13 protein-coding genes are annotated in these 18584 nt (G+C 66.5%); 7 read left to right on the top strand and 6 right to left on the bottom strand.

Annotation, left to right across the window (positions count from 1 at the left end; genetic code table 11):
* Positions 1-155 precede the first annotated feature (155 nt).
* Positions 156-2801 (top strand): hypothetical protein, encoded by a 2646-nt coding sequence (locus P1K88_RS10660; protein ID WP_276410158.1) that lies wholly within the window; start codon positions 156-158, stop codon positions 2799-2801.
* 98 nt (positions 2802-2899) lie between these two features.
* Here the strand turns inward: P1K88_RS10660 and P1K88_RS10655 are convergent, their stop codons facing one another.
* Positions 2900-3808 (bottom strand): hypothetical protein, encoded by a 909-nt coding sequence (locus tag P1K88_RS10655; protein WP_276410157.1) that lies wholly within the window; start codon positions 3806-3808, stop codon positions 2900-2902.
* Positions 3809-4045: 237 nt separating this feature from the next.
* Between P1K88_RS10655 and P1K88_RS10650 the strand changes: the two genes are divergently transcribed.
* Positions 4046-5923 (top strand): asparagine synthase-related protein, encoded by a 1878-nt coding sequence (locus tag P1K88_RS10650; protein WP_276410156.1) that lies wholly within the window; start codon positions 4046-4048, stop codon positions 5921-5923.
* Positions 5924-5938: 15 nt separating this feature from the next.
* Here the strand turns inward: P1K88_RS10650 and P1K88_RS10645 are convergent, their stop codons facing one another.
* Complete coding sequence (locus tag P1K88_RS10645) at positions 5939-6901, bottom strand: glycosyltransferase family 2 protein (protein ID WP_276410155.1); 963 nt, start codon at positions 6899-6901, stop codon at positions 5939-5941.
* A gap of 71 nt (positions 6902-6972) precedes the next feature.
* Positions 6973-8328, bottom strand: a complete 1356-nt coding sequence (locus tag P1K88_RS10640; RefSeq protein WP_276410154.1) for a polysaccharide deacetylase family protein — start codon at positions 8326-8328, stop codon at positions 6973-6975.
* 355 nt (positions 8329-8683) lie between these two features.
* On the opposite strand from P1K88_RS10640, the gene P1K88_RS10635 reads away from it, so the two are divergent.
* Entirely contained in the window at positions 8684-9667 is a 984-nt protein-coding gene (locus P1K88_RS10635) for a DUF1616 domain-containing protein (RefSeq protein WP_276410153.1), read from the top strand.
* A gap of 123 nt (positions 9668-9790) precedes the next feature.
* Here the strand turns inward: P1K88_RS10635 and P1K88_RS10630 are convergent, their stop codons facing one another.
* Complete coding sequence (locus tag P1K88_RS10630; RefSeq protein ID WP_276410152.1) at positions 9791-10921, bottom strand: Gfo/Idh/MocA family protein; 1131 nt, start codon at positions 10919-10921, stop codon at positions 9791-9793.
* Positions 10922-11190: 269 nt separating this feature from the next.
* On the opposite strand from P1K88_RS10630, the gene P1K88_RS10625 reads away from it, so the two are divergent.
* Positions 11191-12372, top strand: coding sequence for an FG-GAP repeat domain-containing protein (locus P1K88_RS10625; RefSeq protein WP_276410151.1), 1182 nt, complete (start codon positions 11191-11193; stop codon positions 12370-12372).
* Between the two features lie 15 nt (positions 12373-12387).
* Here P1K88_RS10625 and P1K88_RS10620 read toward each other — a convergent pair whose 3' ends face one another.
* Positions 12388-13209, bottom strand: a complete 822-nt coding sequence (locus P1K88_RS10620) for a glycosyltransferase family 2 protein (protein WP_276410150.1) — start codon at positions 13207-13209, stop codon at positions 12388-12390.
* 139 nt (positions 13210-13348) lie between these two features.
* On the opposite strand from P1K88_RS10620, the gene P1K88_RS10615 reads away from it, so the two are divergent.
* From P1K88_RS10615 to P1K88_RS10605, 3 genes are all read left to right on the top strand, one after another.
* Complete coding sequence (locus P1K88_RS10615) at positions 13349-14497, top strand: glycosyltransferase family 4 protein (protein ID WP_276410149.1); 1149 nt, start codon at positions 13349-13351, stop codon at positions 14495-14497.
* A gap of 375 nt (positions 14498-14872) precedes the next feature.
* Complete coding sequence (gene wecB, locus P1K88_RS10610) at positions 14873-15982, top strand: non-hydrolyzing UDP-N-acetylglucosamine 2-epimerase (RefSeq protein ID WP_276410148.1); 1110 nt, start codon at positions 14873-14875, stop codon at positions 15980-15982.
* Positions 15979-17259, top strand: coding sequence for a nucleotide sugar dehydrogenase (locus P1K88_RS10605; protein WP_276410147.1), 1281 nt, complete (start codon positions 15979-15981; stop codon positions 17257-17259). The genes wecB and P1K88_RS10605 overlap by 4 nt, the downstream gene beginning before the upstream one ends.
* Positions 17260-17705: 446 nt before the next feature.
* On the opposite strand, the gene P1K88_RS10600 is transcribed toward P1K88_RS10605, so the two are convergent.
* Entirely contained in the window at positions 17706-18563 is an 858-nt protein-coding gene (locus tag P1K88_RS10600; protein WP_276410146.1) for a glycosyltransferase family 2 protein, read from the bottom strand.
* Between the last annotated feature and the right edge of the window lie 21 nt (positions 18564-18584).

Genomic DNA, 18584 nt, shown 5'->3' with positions numbered 1-18584 from the left:
CTGATGCCCATTACAGCAACAATCTTGGTTGATATTGCACTAACTGGTACGTAAACGATGTTACCCGGCCTACAATCATTCAGCCGGTGAGCTGTTTACTAGAGTAAAGTGGGAAGAACGGCTAATTAAGGGCAGATTAAGTCTCAGATACAGCGATGGACGACAAAACCCAACCGCAGAAAGATGCCCCTACCGGGGCGGAACGATCCGATGCAACGCCCCGCGAGGCTCGTGAACGAGAGGCGACACCCCCCGAGGATGAGGGGAGCGAAAGGACGGACGAGGGGGCCGACGGTCGCTGGAAACCAGACCTTAACCGGCGTGACTACCTCCGACTCGGCGCCGCCGCGGTCGCGGTCAGTTCGACGGGCATCGTCGGGAGCGCCACCGCCGCGACAGAACGCTACGGCATCCAGTTCGGGACGGTCGTCAACGCCGTCGACGACCTGGGGATGGACCCGAACGGAGACGCCGCTATCGACTCGGCCCTCGAGAACACGCTGAGCGACGGCAACGTCCTCATCGAGTTCCCGGCCGGCGACTACTACTTCGAGAGCACGAACACCTTCGGATCGCCGGACAACTGGGGGATCCGCGGGCTCGGGTCGACCCCCGGCGACGTCCGCTTTTTCACCGACGCCGGCGAAGGAAAGTTCTTCCTGAAGACCAACGGCGGCAGCGGCCAGCTCGTCGAGAACGTCACCCTCGACTACAGCTCGGACCACGACGGGAGTCTCGGGATGATCATCCGGGGTCCCGACGCCATCCGGGTCCAGGACGTCCACTACGTCGGGTTCAATCCGACCAACGAGGCAGGCGCCGTCAACAACCTCGTCCCGATGGCCACCGACCCGAACGGCTCGGCCGTCATCGACGGCGTCGAGCGCACCGGCCCGACGGACATCGTCTCGCACGGCCACCTCGACGGCAACTCCAACGAGGGCCCCGTCTGGCTGGGCGAGCGCCACGAGGGGTCGATCCTCTTCCGGAACTGCCACTTCGCGAACACGGGCACGAACGCCGTCTACGCCTCCCGGACGCCCGGGACGGTCCACTACGACAGCTGCCTGTTCGAGAACAACAACCAGACGTCCATCCGCATCGGCGGTGGCGGTGGCGACCAGAACACGATCCGGGACTGTACGTTCCTCATCGACACGGAGAACGCACACCAGGACATCGGCGGCGAGTTCATCAACCCCCACGGCGTCATCTGTGAGACCAAGCGCGTGACGCCCGGGCCCATCCTCGTCGAGAACTGCGAGTTCATGTACAAGAGCGGCCCGGACCGCGGCCGGTGCATCTTCGTCGACGGTAACGCGGGTCCCCTCGAGGTCAGGAACAGCCGCGTTCGCTCCGAGGTGTCGGCGGTCAACGCCGTCTACGCACGGACGGACCCGCGGTGGGGTGACCCGGCGCCCGACCAGAGCATCGACGTCATCGACAGCCAGTTCTCCGGCGCGGGCGAACTGGAAGTCGTCGGCGGGCGGCCCGCCATCATGGACGGCGGCTGTCTCTCGTCGCCGGTCTCGGGCGTCGAGGTCTACGACAACGTCTCGCGGGACGCCTGCGAGATTCCGGACACCTCTGCACCCGCCGAGTCGACCGACGACACGACCACCACGACCGAGGAGGAGACCACGACGCTGGACAACCAGGTCACGGTCACCGGCACGGGAACGACCACCAACTACCGGTACGCGGTCAGCGGGACCGTCGAGGCGACCAGCGACATCGAGGACTGGGACACGGTCAACGAGTCGTCCGTCGACGCCTGGATCACGAGCGACGGCACCAACGACACCTACACCTACTCGAAGGCGCTCGGGAGCGTCGAGTTCGTCGAGGGCGAGGCCGAGGTGTCGGTCAACGGCGTACAGGTAGAGCCGGCGACGTTGAGTGCGAACTCGGCGTACCCCAACACGCTCCAGATCGTCGGGGACGGGACGACCACGAACTACGTGGCCTCAGTCTCCGGCGAAATCGTCGACCATCCGGCCTTCGGCACCTCGCTCAGCCAGTACGACACGGTCGACGGGGACACCGTCGACGGCTGGGTCACCGACGAGATGGACGGCCTCCAGTTCTCCGGCCAGCTGGAGTCCATCGAGTTCGTCGAGGGCGGAACCACCGTCTACCTGAACGGGTCCCAGATAGACCCCGCCAATTTCGACGGCACCACGACCGAACCCGCGCTGACCGTGACCACCGACGCCGTCAGCGACGTCGGCAGCACGTCGGCGACGCTCGACGGCACGCTCAGCGACCTGGGTGGGGCAAGTTCCGTCGACGTCGCCTTCGAGTACCGGCCCGTCGGCGGGTCCTGGACCGCCACCGCGTCCCAGACGCTGTCTGCCGCCGGGTCGTTCTCGCAGTCGATTTCCGGGCTGAGCGACAGCACGGACTACGAGTACCGGGCGACGGCGGCCGCGTCGGACGGCGACGCGGCGACCGGCGGCACGAAGACGTTCACCTCCGGCGAGGCCACGACGGACTCGCCGCCGGTGATAAACCGGTTCAACGTCTCCGAGGCCGGTCGGAACAACCCACACGCCGAGATCACGGTCAACTGGGACGTCTCCGACGTCGACGGGGACCTCGACACTGTCTCGCTCGAGATCGCCGACGACTCCGGGTCCGTCGTCCGCAGCACGTCCTGGACGTTCAACGGCACGAGCAGGGCGTCGGACACCGACGAGTATCGATTCAAGAAGGGCGGCGGGGTCGACTACACGGTGTCGATCACCGTGACCGACCTGGCGGGCAACTCCGTCACCGACCAGACGGTCGTCTCGTCGTAACCGCCACCGCCGGCCGAGTCAGCCCTGCACCCGGGACGGCGTGACTCTCGTTGCAACAGCCCCGTCTCCGTTCTCCATCGCTTTTCGAACCGGCGCGCTCAGAGGTATCCGAGGTCCGCGAGGCGGTCCTGGACCGCCTCCTCGCTGACGTCGGCGTCCTCGCTGGCAGCCGCGTCGGCGGTGATCTCCCTGCGCGGCCCGTTCTCGTAGATCAACCACGGGACCTTCACCAGCTGTTCGGTGTACAGCCCCGGCGGGTGTCCGTAGTCGGTCACCGGCAGCGGTGCGGAGCGGTCCCCGATCATCTGCCCGTGGTCCGCCGTCACGACCGTCCTGCCCCGTAACTCGGTCATGAGCGCCTCGACGTGTGGCAGCGCCACGTCGAGGTTCTCGCGGAAGGCCGCCCACAGCACCTCGTCGGAGATGCCAAGATCGCCAGTCAGTGCGCTGTCCCACTCGAAGTTCAGCTGGTCGAGGTCGAAGTGATGCCGGCCGGTCGGCCCGATGAAGGGGTAGTGGGGCTGGAGGAAGTGGACGACGAGTCGCTTGTCCGGGTACGTCTCGGCGGCGTCGATCGCGAACTCGCGGACCGTCTCGGGCAGCACCGTCCGGTACTCCTCGTGCCACCCGAAGTCCTGCCAGACGTTGACGACGTCGTGCAGTCGGGCGTTCAGGCGGTCCCTGTTGCGGTAGTACATCGGACTCGCCGTGACGTAGACGGTGTCCCGGAGGTCGCGGTCGGCGAAGTTCGATTGCAGGAACTCGCTGGTGTGAGAGCTCTTCGAGATCCGGGACTCGAGAGTGCCGGGGAGAGAGTGTTGTTCCTCGAACATGTCGTACCGGCACGCGTCGAGGATGAGGAGGTTGTCCCAGTCCTCCTCGAAGACGTCGATGCCGCGGGGATTCCCGTTCTGGCGACCCAGCCGGGTGTGATAGAGGCGGTTCACCTCACGGACGGCCAGGCCAGGGTTGGCAATCCCGCGTAGCAATTGCTGCAAATCGTACATGGGCGTCCTTCCCGGTATCTACGCATTGTTATTGTCTCGATACACCCCCGAGACCGACGGTGTGGCGGTTTAGTCTACCGATAACAATGCCTGACGACGGCAGTACTTTCGATATCCCCCCAGCGGGCCGACTCGAAGACCCGTTCCTCGGGACTACTCTGCCATGATACGACGACGGACGTTACTACCGATACTGCTTGCCCCGACGGTACCACAGCCCGACGCGCCAACGACGCGGTGGCGTCCGTCGGCCGTGTCCCCGGCGAGTCACTGCTGGACGGTGAGCGACCGATGACCGGCGTCGCCGGCGGGGTGACACGTTCGACGCCGCTCGAGTCCCTCCTCGAGCCGATGCACGAGGAATCGTGGTACGAGGTCGACGCCGTCGACTTCGCCGACCTGGGCGTCGCGCTCGTCCACCACGGACAGAGAGACCCCGGCGGCGGTCGCACGTGGCACGACCAGCACCGCGCAGGCGTCGTCTACGGGGCCATCACGAACCTCGAGGCCCTCGAATTCTCCAGCGAGGACCTCTTCGAGGCGGTGCTCTCACGGCCCGACGAGACGCTGGCTGCACTCGACGGGCCGTTCCTGCTCGTCGCGCTCGACCGGGACGCCGACCGACTGGTCGTCGGGACGGACAAGCTCGGGACGCGACAGTGCTTCTACACCAGCGAGGGCCCGTTCGCGTTCGGTTCGAACCTCGCGACACCGCTCGCGGCGGTAGACGGGCCGACCATCGACGTCCAGGGCCTCAGCGACATGCTGCTCATCGGACAGGTGTGGGGCGAGAAGACCCTCATCGAGGAGATCTCGGCGCTCCCCGCGGCCTCCGTCCTCGAGTACGAGGGTGGGAGCCGTGACGTCCGCCAGTACTGGCAGTTCGAGTTCGAGACCGGTCCGCAGGACGACCCCATGAGTCCCATCGTCGAGGCGTACCGGCAGGCCGTCGCGGACACGTCCGCCACCATGGACGGGTCAATCGGCCTCTGGCTGTCGGGCGGCCTCGACAGCCGGACCCTCGCCGGCGCGCTGTGCGAACACTTCGACACCATCACCACCTACACCTACAACGCCAACCCCTCGGACGGGGGCAACAGGCGTATTGCGCGCCAGATCTCCGAGCGCCTGGGCGCCAGGAACGAGGAGGTCCCGCTCACGCCCGACCGGTTCGTGGACGTCTTCGACGAGGCGGTCACACTCACCAGCGGCATGCTGACCTGGCGGACGTTCCTCAACCTCACCGCCGTGTTCAACATCGAGGACCCGGCCGACGTCGTCCTCGAGGGCTGTGGCCAGGGGACGATGCTCGGCGGCGGCCTCAGCCAGGACGTGCTCAGGCGCTACGACACCCCCGAAGAGTCGCTCTACCAGGAGAAACACCAGAGCAGCCGACGCGACGTGCGACGCCTGCTGACCGACGAGGTCGACCCGATGGCGACCTACCGGTCCGTCGTCGCCGACTCGACGGCGCCGGACTCGGTCGGCAAGGCCCTCGACTGTTACTACCGGAACTACATGGCACGCGGCGAGTTCGCCAGCAACCCGCTGGCACGGAGTCAGGTCGGGAGCCGGATTCCCATCTGCACCAGCGGCTTCCTCGACGCCGTGAGCAAGCTCCCTCTGGAGTACAGGGGTGATACGATCCCGTTCACCGGCGGGACGATTCCGGCCGGCACGTCGCGCGGGAAGCTCGAACTCGCGCGACGGCTGGATTACGGGCTGAACGGCATCCCCTACGAGCGGACCAAGATGCCCCCGAGCCGACCGCTCTGGCTCCACGTCGTCGGGTTCGTCGCCGACACGGCCACCAAGCGACTGCTCGGCAAGAACGCCTACGGCGGACGACGGCTCCAGCAGATGTGGTACGAGGAACACGACGAGATGCGCGACCTGATAGACGGTCTCCTCGACGACGCCTGCGAGCGAGCGGTGTTCGACGCGGACGCCATCGAGGCGCTGCGGACGGACCACTGGAACGGCGAGGCCAACAACCTCGGACCGCTCGCGGCGCTCTCGACGGTCGAACGCTGGTTCCAGTTGCACCTCGATACGAAGTCGACCGACAGCGAAACGCCAGCCCGACACGGTGCCAGCGCCGGCACGGCCGAGTGAACGGTCGCTCGACGCCTAGCCCATCGAGGCCTTGAGTTTTCGCCGGAGTCCCTTGGCCGGCTTGTACGTCAACGGCCCGCCCAGCGCCAGCAGGAGGTACAGGTACGCCTTCGGGGCGAGCGGGTCGTACCTGATCGCCCGGCCGAACGTCCGGACGGCCGTCGCGTAATAGCCGTTTCGCAGCGCGGAGAACCCGAGCGTGAGCGTCAGCGTCGCGACGAACCGCCGCTCGGTCCCCCGACCGAACTCGGCGGCCAGGGGTCGGTGTTTCTCGAGCAAGAGCGGGTAAGAGACGTCTCGCTTCGCCTCGAAATCGTCGGTGATCTGGTCGTGTGAGGTGACCCGTCGCGTGACGACGGCGTCCCTGAGCGACGCGTACTCACACCGGGCCGAGAGGCGGATGTGCCACTCTAGGTCCTGCCAGCTGGGCAATCGCTCGTCCGGGAGGCCCGTCGCGTCGACGACGCTCCGACGGACGGTAAATCGGGAGAACGACCCCGCCCGGACCGTCCCGCGGAGAATCCCCTCGGTCACGTCCCCCTCGGCGTCCGGGACGACCCTGCCGATCTCGTCACCGTCCTCGTCGACGATGCGCGTCCCGGCCATGACGACGCCGACGTCGGGGCCTGCCGCCTGGAACACCGAGACCACGCGCTCGACGAGCGTCGGGTCCCAGTGATCGTCGTCGTCCAGGAAGGCGACGAACTCGCCGCTGGACCGCTCGATGCCGGTCCGGCGAGCGGCGTTCCCGCCCCGGTTCTCCTCGTGGCGGACGACTTCGGCGCGGGCCAGCTCGTCGAACGGGATGTCCGCGAGAGACGGTTCGACGGGATCGGGGGAGTGGTCGTCGACGACCACGAGTTCGACCTCGGGATAGGTCTGGTCGACGACGCTCTGGACGGCGTCGATGAGAAACTCCGGGCGGCCGTACGTCGGGATGACGACGCTGACCAGCGGTGACTCGGTGTCGGTCTCCATCACACGTCGGTTCGCTACGAACCACTTTGTTATGATACGTCTGTTCCGCACCGTCTGTCGCATTGGTCCGCTCACTCGGCCGGTGGCGCACCGTCCGAGATGGACTGCATGTCCCAGAGGTCCGACATCGTGAGGACGGGGACCCCGAGGTCGTCGATGAGCTGCACCGTCTCCTCGAAGGCCGCCGTCGTGACGTGGTCCGTCGAATCGCCGACCGTGCGGTACATGATCGGGACGACCTGGCGGTACTTCTGTGCGAGTTCGACCGTCCGTCTCGTCGTCTCCGGATCCGCGCCGTTGACCCGGCTGACAGACAGGGGCCCGGTCAGCTGGCCGCTCGGGCACCGACCACTCCAGAGGCCGAGGTAGTGGTACTTCGAGACGATGTCGAACGTCGTCTGTGTCACGCGCCTGAACGGGAACGCGGCGAACCGGGCGCCGGACTCGAAGCCGTTGTCGACGAGCCACTGCTTTGCCTCGCGTATCATCGCGGCCTGTTCCGACCGGACGAACTCAGAGAGGGAGGTCTCGCCCTGCGGGTAACTCACGACGTCCCACCCCGCGCCCTGCAGCGCCTGGAGCTGTGTGAGGTCGATACGTTGCTCAGCGCCGACGAGGCGCGGGATGACACCCGCGACGCCGGGGAAATCGTACTCCTGCATCACCGGGAACGCGTTCTCGTACTGCGACAGCGACATGTCGTCGAACGTGATGAGGACGCCCCCCTCGTCGAGCTTCGGCGTGACGCGCAGTTCGTCGATGCGGAAGTCGGCGGCCCGCTCGTCGCCGACCCACGACTGGACGCGGATCTCCCGCACGTCGGTCAGGTCCGGCGACCCGATCTCGCTTGTCGCACCGAAGTCGAGTCGCAACCAGCCGTCGGTCTCGTCCAGCGGGCGCCACATGTCGAGGCGGTTCTGGCGGTTCGGGGCCAGGAGTTGCAGGCGGACGTTCGAGACGCGCGTCTCACCGGTACCCGGGTGGACGGCCATCGAGAGGTCCCAGTCGCGCAGGTCGAGACCGTCATCGAACGACCGGCCGATCCACGTCCGCACCTCCGATTCGGACGCCGTCAGTCGGGCCGACTGGCCGGGATACGGCGACTCGCCGCCGGCCAGCGACCCGTCGAAGACCTCCCAGTAACTGAGGTTGCTGAAGTCCTCGAGGAGGCGTCCCTGACAGCGGGACCGCTCGCGGCTGTCGAACTCGACGGTCAGGGGACCGGTCGGCCCGGACCCCGTCGCCGGCGAGCAGTCGTCGTCCGTGCCGACGGGGCCGTCACGAGCGTCGCCGTCGGTCGGTTCCCGGTCGTCGCTACCCGCACCCGGGTTCGAGTTCGCCGGCCGGACCAGACAGCCCGCGAGCCCTGTCAGCGCTACCGCGCCGGCCTTGATGGCAGTACGCCTCGAGATGGGAGGGCCGTTCATTTGGTATCGGATGTCTCCCCGGACGGTTTGTACTGACCCTACTACTCTCCAGTAGGAGACGCCTATTGTGCTATCGGGGACTGACAGTCCGGCGGACACGGTGACGGTTCCAGCGCCGTCCGACGACCTGCAACGAGTATGTCGGATCGAGGCCGTCCGGGCGATGCGATGCCGACCGACCGCTCGCACTGGCCTGTGTGCGGAATCATAGTACGACCATAACAAAGACGAATATCCACAAAGTGGCGTTACAAGATGGCTATCGTAGATTACGTGCGGGCCGGTGGGGGCCCGGAGCGGACCGACGAGTCGGGCCCCGTGGCTGGTTCCGACGCCGACGCGCGAGGGGGGTACCGTGGGCGATAGCATCCGGTCCCTCGTCGCGCAACTGGCGGACGTCTGGCTGATCGTGGGCCTGCTCGCAGTGGCCAACGTCGCGTTGCTCTTGCTCCCTTCGCCCGTTCGACTGGTACTCGCCGGCGTCTTCCTGTGTCTGCTGCCGGGCTACGCGCTCACGACGCTCGTGTTCCCGGCACGGCGCGGGCGGCAGACGGCGAACCCGTTCAGGCAGAACTTGAACGACGGCGTCCTCGGCGAGGGCGAGCGGGCCGCTCTCTCCCTCGGTCTCAGCGTCGCGCTGCTCCCGCTGTTCGGCATGGGCATGGCCTTCGCCGCTCTCCCTCTCACGTTACAGAACATCCTGCTCGTGGTGACGGCGTTCGTCGTTGCCGCCCTGGCCGGCGGCACGATCCGACGGCTCCGGACGCCGGCGGACGCACGCTACGAGGCACCGTTCTGGTACTGGCTGGGCGAGGGGTATCGGGGGCTCCAGGGCAACACCCTCGACGCCGTGCTCAACGTCGGGCTGGCCGTGGTGGTCATCGCGGCGATGAGCACCTTCGCCGTGGCGCTGACGACCCCCCAGGACGGTGTCAAGTACACGGAGACGTCGCTCCTGACGGAGTCACCCGACGGGGAGCTGGTGGCAGGCAACTACCCCACCGAGCTCGGCCCCGACGGACGGGCCGACCTCGTGTTGCGCGTGTCGAACAACGAGGGGCAAGCCGTAGTCTACACCGTCGTGGTGCAGATACAGCGCCTCGGGGCGGAGGGCGAGGGTGCACGGGCGGTCACCGAGCGGTCCGAACTCCTCCGTGACGTCCAGCGCGTCGAGAGCGGCGAGTCCTGGGACTACGACCACACCGTCACGCCCACGCTGTTCGGCGAGGACCTGCGTGTCGTCTACCTCGTTTACGCCGGGACGCCACCGGAGAATCCGACGACCGACAACGCCTACCGCTACCTGTCGCTGTCGATCGACGTCACCGAACCCATGTGACGGTCCGGTGACCGGTGAAGGGGCGATTGAGACTATTTTCGACACCGAGACGCTGGTCTCGACGACTGGAGATCAGCTGTCGTGTGTCGTTTCCGACGACGCGATGAAGCGAATGCCAGAGGATCAGTCGGCCAGCAGTTCGCCGTCTTCGACCATCGACTCGAGTGGGTTGTCGGCGATCTCGAGCGGCAGGTGGACGCACGTGCGGCGCCGCGAGGACTCCCAGCAGGCGAAGATGAGCTCCGTCGCCTGGAGCGCGTTCGACGCCGAGAGGCCCGATTCGCTGTCGGTGTCGACGGCGTCGACGACGTCGGCGATGGCCCGGTCGATGAGCGTCGGGGTGCGAGCTCGCTCGGCGCTCACCATCGGTAGCCGAGCGGCGACGCGCTGTTTCGCGGCCTCCACCAGCGACCCCTTCGGGCCGTGGACGGTGTCGCCACCGGTATCGCGCGTGCGCCACGCGCCGTCGCTTCGGACCCGGAGGGGAGCCTCGTCCCCGCCGATTTCGATGACGCCGTCGCTGCCGACCAGGCGAATCAGACACGAGAGCATGCTGTCGTCGCCGGTCGCGGCGAGTCCGTAGACGCCGTTCTCGTAGCGCCACTGCGCGATGGCCATGTTCTCGTTGTGGGCGCCGAACTGGACGTTCTCCTCGGAGTAGTCGAGGCCGGAAAGCACCCACTCGGCCCGGGCCTGGTCGGTGAAGTAGCCACAGAGGTCAAAGAGGTGCGACCCGAAGTCAAAGAGGTTGTCCCCGCCGAGCTCGATGCGCTCGAGCGTCCCGATGGTCCCGTCCTCGAGCTCGTCTTTCGCCTTCGTGAACGGGCCGGCGAAGCGTCGCTGGTGGTTGAAGGTCAGGGTCACCCCTCGCTGTTCGCAGGTCTCGACCATCTCCCGGCAGTCCTCCCACGTCGTCGCCATCGGTTTCTCGCAGTGGATGGCCCGGACGCTCTCACCCCGGGCGACTTCCATCACGACGGGCGCGTGGACGTGTGGCGGGACACAGACGCTGACGATGTCGGGCTCGACGCCCGCCAGCATCTCCCTCGCGTCTTCGAAGACGTTCTCGGCCGGGATGTCCCAGCGCTGGGCGAACCGTTCGGCGTTCTCCCGGACGATGTCGGCACAGCCGACCAGCTCACACGAGTCCAGTCGGGCGTACGCGCCGGCGTGGCGGTACGCCATGGCGAACCCGTCGCTGTCTGGATTGTCCGGGTCCGCACCGGTCCCCACGATTGCAACCTTGTAGGTCATCGGTGAACCTGTGTGGCCGAGTTCACAAGGTTAGAAACCGCGTACTGGCGGCCGCCCTCGTGTCTCGGCCGTACTCCGGCAGGGGTGAGTGAGTGCGTTCTCGCGATCGGGTCACAGCGAGGGGAGACGAGCGCCGGGACCGGCGATACCGGGCGGTACGCGCTGGCTAATTATCTGTCCCGGCACCCACGACCAGTACGAGACGGGACCCAGCCGGACTGTCCGCACGCGCTGGCGCGAGCGTCGGTCCGCGGTCCCGGCCACGAACCATGAGCGAGACCGAACGACAGCAGTCCCGGACGCAGTTCAGACACGAACAGATCGACGCGAACCCGCCGTGTTCCCGCCTCGGGTTCTGTCTCACGACAGACCTGACGGGGAACGGCCTGCCCGACGTCATCGTCGGCGGCGCCGGGCAGGGGTTCCCCGCCCGCGACCTCGCCTATCAGCTCGATCGAGACACCCCACTTCCGGTGGAGGCGATTCTCGATGTGGTCGGGATAGAACACACCAACCTCTTCTGGTACGAAAACCCCGGGTGGGAGCGCCACGACGTGGCCTTCGTCCCGAACCTCGACGTCGGCGCGACGCTGTGTGACGTGACCGGCGACGGGCGGCAAAACGTCGTCGCCGGACAGGGCATCAACAACACCGACGTCTACTGGTTCGAGATGCCCGACGATCCGCGCGAGCCGTGGACGCCCCACCTGGTCACCGACACCTTCGAGAAGTACCACGACCTGGCGGCCGGCGACGTCGACGGCGACGGGGCCGACGAGCTCGTCGGCCTCTCCCAGGAGTCCGAGACCGTATTCTACTACGACATCCCGGAGGACCCGACCGTCGTGCCGTGGCCCGAATCGTGTCTCCACATCGTCGACCGAGGCATCGAGATCGAGGGGCTCCGCATCAGGGACATCGACCACGACGGACAGAGCGAGATCATCGCCGGCACCTACGTCTACCACCGCGACAGCGGCGCCGCGACCGGGTGGCGGCGCGACCCCGTCGTGACCGGGTGGGACGACACGCGCGTCGAGCTGGCCGACCTCGACGGCGACGGCGACCTCGAGGTGATATTCTCCGAGGGAGACTCGCCCCACTACGGGACCCATCCCGGGCGCGTCGCGGTCTTCGACGGGCCGGAGTGGACCGGAACGATCCTCGAAGACGGCCTCTTTTGCCCCCACACGCTGCAAGTCGCGGACTTCGACGGCGACGGGAACCCCGACATATACGTCGCCGAGATGGGACTGGGCCAGAACGACGACCCGGTCCACCTCCTGTTCAGGAACCGCGGCGACGGGACCTTCGATAAGGAGGTCGCGTCCCGTGGTATCGAGACTCACGAGGCCGTCGCCGTCGACATGACAGGGGACGGCCGGATGGACATCGTCGGGAAGTCCTACGCGCCGGACCACCACGTCGACGTCTGGTACAACGAGAACTGACCGGTAGACGGACCCCTATTCTGTCGACGTCGTCGGATTCTGGCGGGCGGTTCGACTCTCGAATGACGGGATCCCCGAGTCGAAATCGGGCGAGTCCGTCCCCAGCAGGTCGAGGACGCCCCTGATGCGCCCCGCGGTCCCGGCGAGCTGGGCTCCGGCCTTGACAAGCGACCCCTTGAGCCCCCGCACGACGTAGTACTTCGGGTTCAACGCGCCGAACACCGTCATCGAGACGACCTCGCGCATCGAGTAGCCGACCTTGCGCCAGTAGTACGGGTGCTGTGTCTCGAGGTTGTACATCTTCCGCCAGTAGCCGGGGACGCTGTCGGCGTAGGAGTGTGAGACCACCAGGTCGGGGTCATAGAGGATGTCGAACTGCGTCCGCACCCGCGCGGCGAGCTCTTTCTCCTCGTGGCCCCAGCCCATGTTCTCGTCCCAGCCGCCGACTGTCTCGAAGACCTCCCTGCGGACGCCCATGTTGTTTCCCCAGAACGTATCGACGTAACGGGGCTCCTCGCCCCGGTTGTAGTGGGCCGTGAAGTGACGGCCGAAGACGTCCGCCCGGGGGTGGACCGTCCGCCCGGAGAACGCCGGCTCTTGCTCGAGCGTCTCGACGGCCCGCTCGAGATAGTCCTCACGCGGGAGCGAGTCGTCGTCGAGGAAGACGATTTTGTCGGCGCTGGCCTGTCGTATCCCCTCGTTTCGCGCTCTACAGACTGGATAGTCGTCACGAACGACCACCTCGTAGTCGTCGTACGTCCCCCGTTCGAGATAGTCCACGACGTCTAACTCGTCGTAGGATTGTAACGTCGCCACGACGACGCTTACCGAAACCATTGAAATCTTCGTCCGGAAGCTCGCCACTATCAGTATTTATTATACGTCCCTTTCCACCCTGAAATCCCCGCCGTCCCGGTCGGGGCGGCCGGCGACATGATGTGATTAACAATACGTCGGCTTCGGGAACTGCTCCGCAATGACCGATCCATCGCCCGAGTCGCTGCTCATCGTCGGACCGTGTCGGCAAGAGACCGGCGGCGTATCACAGTTCCTCCGAGGGCAGGCAGACGAGCTAGGCGATCATCTGGACGTGACCGTCTACAACACGAGCGTCCCTGCCGGGACCGACGCCCTGGACGCCGGCGGGTTCGCGAAGGTCCGCTGGCTGTTCCTCGCGGCGCTCTCGGCGCTCTCGCGAGTGCTCCTCTTCCCGCTGTATCTCGACGCCGACGTCGTCCACGTCCACGCGTCCTCCCGCGTCTCGTTCTACCGGAAGTCGATATACATCGTGCTGGTGGCGCTCCTCCGTGACGTCCCCATCGTCGTCCACATCCACGGGTCGGACTTCGACGACTTCCTCGCGGAGGCCGGATCGCTCAGGCGGGCGTACATCCAGTTCATCTTCGACCGCTGCACCGAGGTCATCGTCCTCTCGGAGTACTGGGCGACGGTCCTCGAGCAGGAGCTGGCCCTCGAGTCCGTCAGCGTGCTCCCGAACCCGGTCCGGGCCGAGGATTTCGCCCCTGTCTACGACGTCGACCCCCCACGGATCGTCTACGTCTCGAACCTCATCGATCGCAAAGGCGTCGAGGAGTTCGTGACGGCGGTGCGCCGCCTCCTGGACTGGGCGGACCTCGCCTTCACGGTCAGCATCGCCGGGAAGGGGCCGCGATCGGACCTCGTGACGGACCTGGCGAGCGAGTTCGACGCCGTCGAGTACCACGGGTTCGTGAGCGAACCGCGCAAGCTCGAACTCCTGAACGAGGGGTCGATATACGTCCTCCCCACGTACGCGGAGGGACTCCCCATCTCGCTGCTCGAGGGGATGGCCGGCGGGAACGCCATCGTCTCGACGACCGTGGGGAGCATCCCCGAGGTCGTCGGCCCGGAGAACGGCATCCTGGTGGCGCCCGTCGACGTCGACGAGCTCGGTGAAGCCATGGAGTCGCTCGTCCGCGACGACGACCGGCGGACTGCGATGGCCCGGACGAACAGGGCGACCATCGAGGACGAGTACACGTGGGACCACATCACCGACCAGCTCCTCGAGACGTACGACCGTCTCGTGACCGGGGACGACGCCCGACCCGGCCGGGTCACCGTCGATGTCCAGGTGACCGACTGACCGTTGCCCCGACTTCGGCGCGGTACAGCAGCGAGAGAAGGAGGCCCTTATCGGGACCGACGGCCAGAAGCGGGTTACTAACGCGCAACGGGTCCACCAGACGTCGGGGGAGACGCGGCGGTCCTCGACGGGCCGCCACATCCTTGATGCGACGGGTTTGCAGGACGGCACCCGTCGCCGCCTGGCAAAACACCCATCACTCGGAGAGCAACCCTACGCTACCCTCGGCGTAATAGCCGGAATTTGAACAGTGAGTCCGTGACCAGGTAGTAAAGGGACCAAACCGACGAAAGCAGTTACTTCCGGCCACGAGTTTCACACAGCCGTCGCGATAAGAAACGATTTACAAAGCGGATATACCGGGTTTTCTGGCCTGTGAGCACACACATCGCGTTCGTCCTCGGGACCAGACCCGAGATAATCAAACTCGCCCCGGTAATCAGAGCGTGTGTCGACGGAGACGTGCCCTTCACGGTCGTCCACACCGGACAGCACTACTCCGAGAAGCTCGACGACGTGTTCTTTACCGACCTCCAGCTCCCCGAGCCCGACTACAATCTCGGTGTGGGTTCCGGAACCCACGGCGAGCAGACCGGGCAGATGCTCATCGAGATCGAGCAGATTCTCCTCGACGAGGACCCGGACGTCGTGCTGGTCCAGGGCGATACGAACTCCGCACTGGCCGGCGGCATCGCGGCGATGAAACTCGACGTCCAGCTCGGACACGTCGAGGCGGGCCTCCGCAGCTTCGACCGCGACATGCCCGAGGAACACAACCGCATCCTCGTCGACCACGCCGCAGACCTCCTCTTTCCACCGACCGGCGATTCGGCCGAGCACCTCCGGGAGGAGGGCATCCCCGCCGACAGAGTCAGCGTCACCGGCAACACCGTCGTCGACGCGGTCCTCCAGAACAGGGACATCGCCGCGGACCGTAGCACCGTCCTCGAGGACCTGGGCGTGGCCGCCGGCGAGTTCGTCCTGCTTACCGCCCACCGGCCGGGCAACGTCGACGACCCGGAGCGGTTCGCCCAGCTACTCGAGGGCGTGAACCGGTACGCGGAGCTGACCGACAAGACCGTCCTCTACCCGATTCACCCCCGCTCCGAGGCGAAGCTCGAGGAGTTCGGCCTGACGGTGCCCGAACACATCCGGTGTATCGAACCGCTGAACTTCCTCGAGTTCCTCCACCTCGAGGACACCGCCTCGCTCGTGTTCACGGACTCCGGCGGCGTCCAGGAAGAGACCTGCATCCTCGGGACCCCCTGTGTCACGCTCAGGGAGAACACCGAACGCCCCGAGACGCTCGAGGTCGGGTCGAACGTGCTCGCCGGCCCAGAACCGGAGAGCATCGTGGTCAACGCCTTCGAGATGCAGACCCGGGACACCGACTGGGACCTCCCCTTCGGCGACGGCCACGCCGCGGCCCGCATCCTGGAAGGGTGTGGCGTCGAGACGGCTGTCACCTCGGAGGTGCGGGCATGACGAGCGTCGCCGTCCACGGACTCGGGTACGTCGGCCTGCCGACCGCCGCGCTCTTTGCGAACGAGGGCTTCTCCGTCGTCGGCGTCGACACCGACCGCGAGCGCATCGAGATGCTGCGTGAGAGCGCACCGCCGTACAACGAGGTCGAACTCGAGGCGTACGTCCAGCAGGCGCTGGACTCGGGGCGGCTGTCGCTCCAGACGACGCCCGCGGCGAGTGACTACCACCTCATCTGCGTCCCGACGCCGTTCGACGAGGACGCCGAGCGGGCCGTGCTCACGTACGTCGAGCAGGCCGCCCGGAACGTCGAACCCCACCTCCGCGAGGGCGACACGGTCATCCTCACCTCCACGTCGCCCCCGGGGACGACCGAGAACGTCGTCGGCCCCGCACTCGAGATAGGTGGCCTCCGCGCCGGCCGGGACTTCCACCTGGCACACTGTCCCGAGACCATCCTCCCCGGGAACATCCTCCACGAGATCAAGCACAACGACCGCATCGTCGGCGGTATCGACGACGCCTCCACCGAGTCGGCCGCGTGGCTGTTCGAGTCCGTGACCGAGAGCCGCGTCCACCGCGCTCCCGACCCGACCACGGCGGAGTTCGTGAAACTCACGCAGAACACCTTCCGGGACACGAACATCGCGCTGGCCAACGAGCTCGCGAAGGTTGCACGGGACTACGGCGTCGACGTGCGCTCGAGCTTCGACCTCGCCAACACACATCCGCGCGTCTCGTTGCTCACCCCCGGGCCGGGCGTCGGGGGCCATTGCCTGCCTGTCGACCCCCACTACCTGGGCCAGAACTCCGACTCCGTGGACCTCATCGAGTGTGCCCGCGAGGTCAACGACGGGATGGTCGAGTACGTCTCCGATATGCTCACGGACGAACTGGGTAGCCTCGCCGGCGCCACCGTCGCCGTCTTCGGTCTGGCGTACAAGGGAAACGTCGACGACGCCCGCAACAGCCCCGGCGAGCGCTTCGCCAGGACCCTGTTCGAGGAACCGCCGCTCATCACCACCGACGGGGGTGAGCAGAGCCTCGAGGTCCGCGTCTACGACCCGTACGTCACGGACTCCGAGTTCGAGCTCTCGGACTACGAGAGCGCACTCGCCGACGCCGACGCCGTGGTCATCACCACGGACCACGACGAGTTCGCCGACCTCTCCCCGGACGACCTCCGCGACCGGATGCGGGGCACCCTCGTCATCGACACGAAGTGGGTCCTCGACGCCGAGGAGTGGGCCGAACACGGCATGGACGTCGAACAGCTGTAACGAAGGTTTTCGGGACCGCAGTCGTCCAGGTGCGAGAGGAGCTCTGAGAGATTTCTGTACACCTCCGACTCGAGCATGCCCGACGTAGGTTCAGACGGTCGAAGCCACGGCGACGTGTCTCGGGGGGCGAAAGGGCCGACCGGCAGGACGCGATGAGTACACCGATGAGTCCCGGTTCACGACGCCACGCCCGCATCACCGCCTCCGCACCACCGCCTGTCGTTGTGGGCGGACCGAGCTGGAGACGCCCGGACCGACCGGTCGTCGTCGATCTCGATCACGTCATCGATCCACTCCCGGGAACGAACTCGATCGGCGCCGCTCGTGTTCTATTGGGACGGCTCGCTCGATGACGACCACCACTGTGAGCTGCCACCAGCCAGTGCAGCAGCTCACTGGACTGGCCATCGGTACCGAAAATCGCCCCGCCTCGCGCCGCGTGGTTTTCAGGCAGTCGTGGCAGAGCGGCTCGGTCGCTCGACGTACTTCGTCCACAGCCGCCACATGAGGCCGCGCAACAGGAGCAGGGAGAGCTTGGGAACGAAGGAACCGTAGCGGATGCCGCTCTCCTCGTCGCCGTACAGGGCGTCCATCGGGACGTCGACGACGGTGAAGTCGTGGACGTTCATCTTGATGAGGACGTCGTTGAGGAACCCGTAATCGTCGTAGAGGTCGTCGAGCGACAGTCGGTCCAGCGCCTTCCCGGAGATGGCCGTGTAGCCGTTCTGTGGGTCTCGGATGGTCCAGTGGCCGCTGGCGACCATCGTGAGGACGCTCAACAGCGTGTTCCCGAAGAGCCGCCAGTTGGACATCTGCCGGCAGTGCTCGAGCGAGACCAGGCGGTTCCCCTTCGCGTAATCGGCGGTCCCCTCGACGACCGGGTCGATGATACGGTCGAGGATGTCCGGATCCATCTGTCCGTCCCCGTCCATGACGGCGACGACGTCGAGGTCGTTTATCAGGGCGAGTCGATAGCCGGTCTTGACCGCGGCGCCTCGCCCACTGTTTGTCTGGTGCCTGACCGGGACGATGCGGCCCTCGACCGGGGACGGCGACGCGAACTCCTCCCCAGAACCGTCGGTGAGGGCGGCGATTCCGTCGGTGGTCGACTCGAGCGCCCGGTCTGTCTCCAGCGGCATCTCGGCGACGTACTCGTTGATGACAGACCACGTCTCGTCGGTCGATTTGTCGTCGACAACGAACACCTTGTCGACGAATCCGGGTATCGTCTCCAGCACCTCGCCGATGAACGCCGCCTCGTTGTAGACGGGGATGACGACCCCGACCGAGGATCCTCTGTACATCTCAGCCACCTCCGCCGGTGG

Origin of the sequence: Haloarcula halobia (assembly GCF_029338255.1) — an archaeon.
Lineage (GTDB): Archaea > Halobacteriota > Halobacteria > Halobacteriales > Haloarculaceae > Haloarcula > Haloarcula halobia.
Note: the sequence above shows the minus strand (reverse complement) of the source record. Positions and strands in the feature narration are given on the sequence as shown.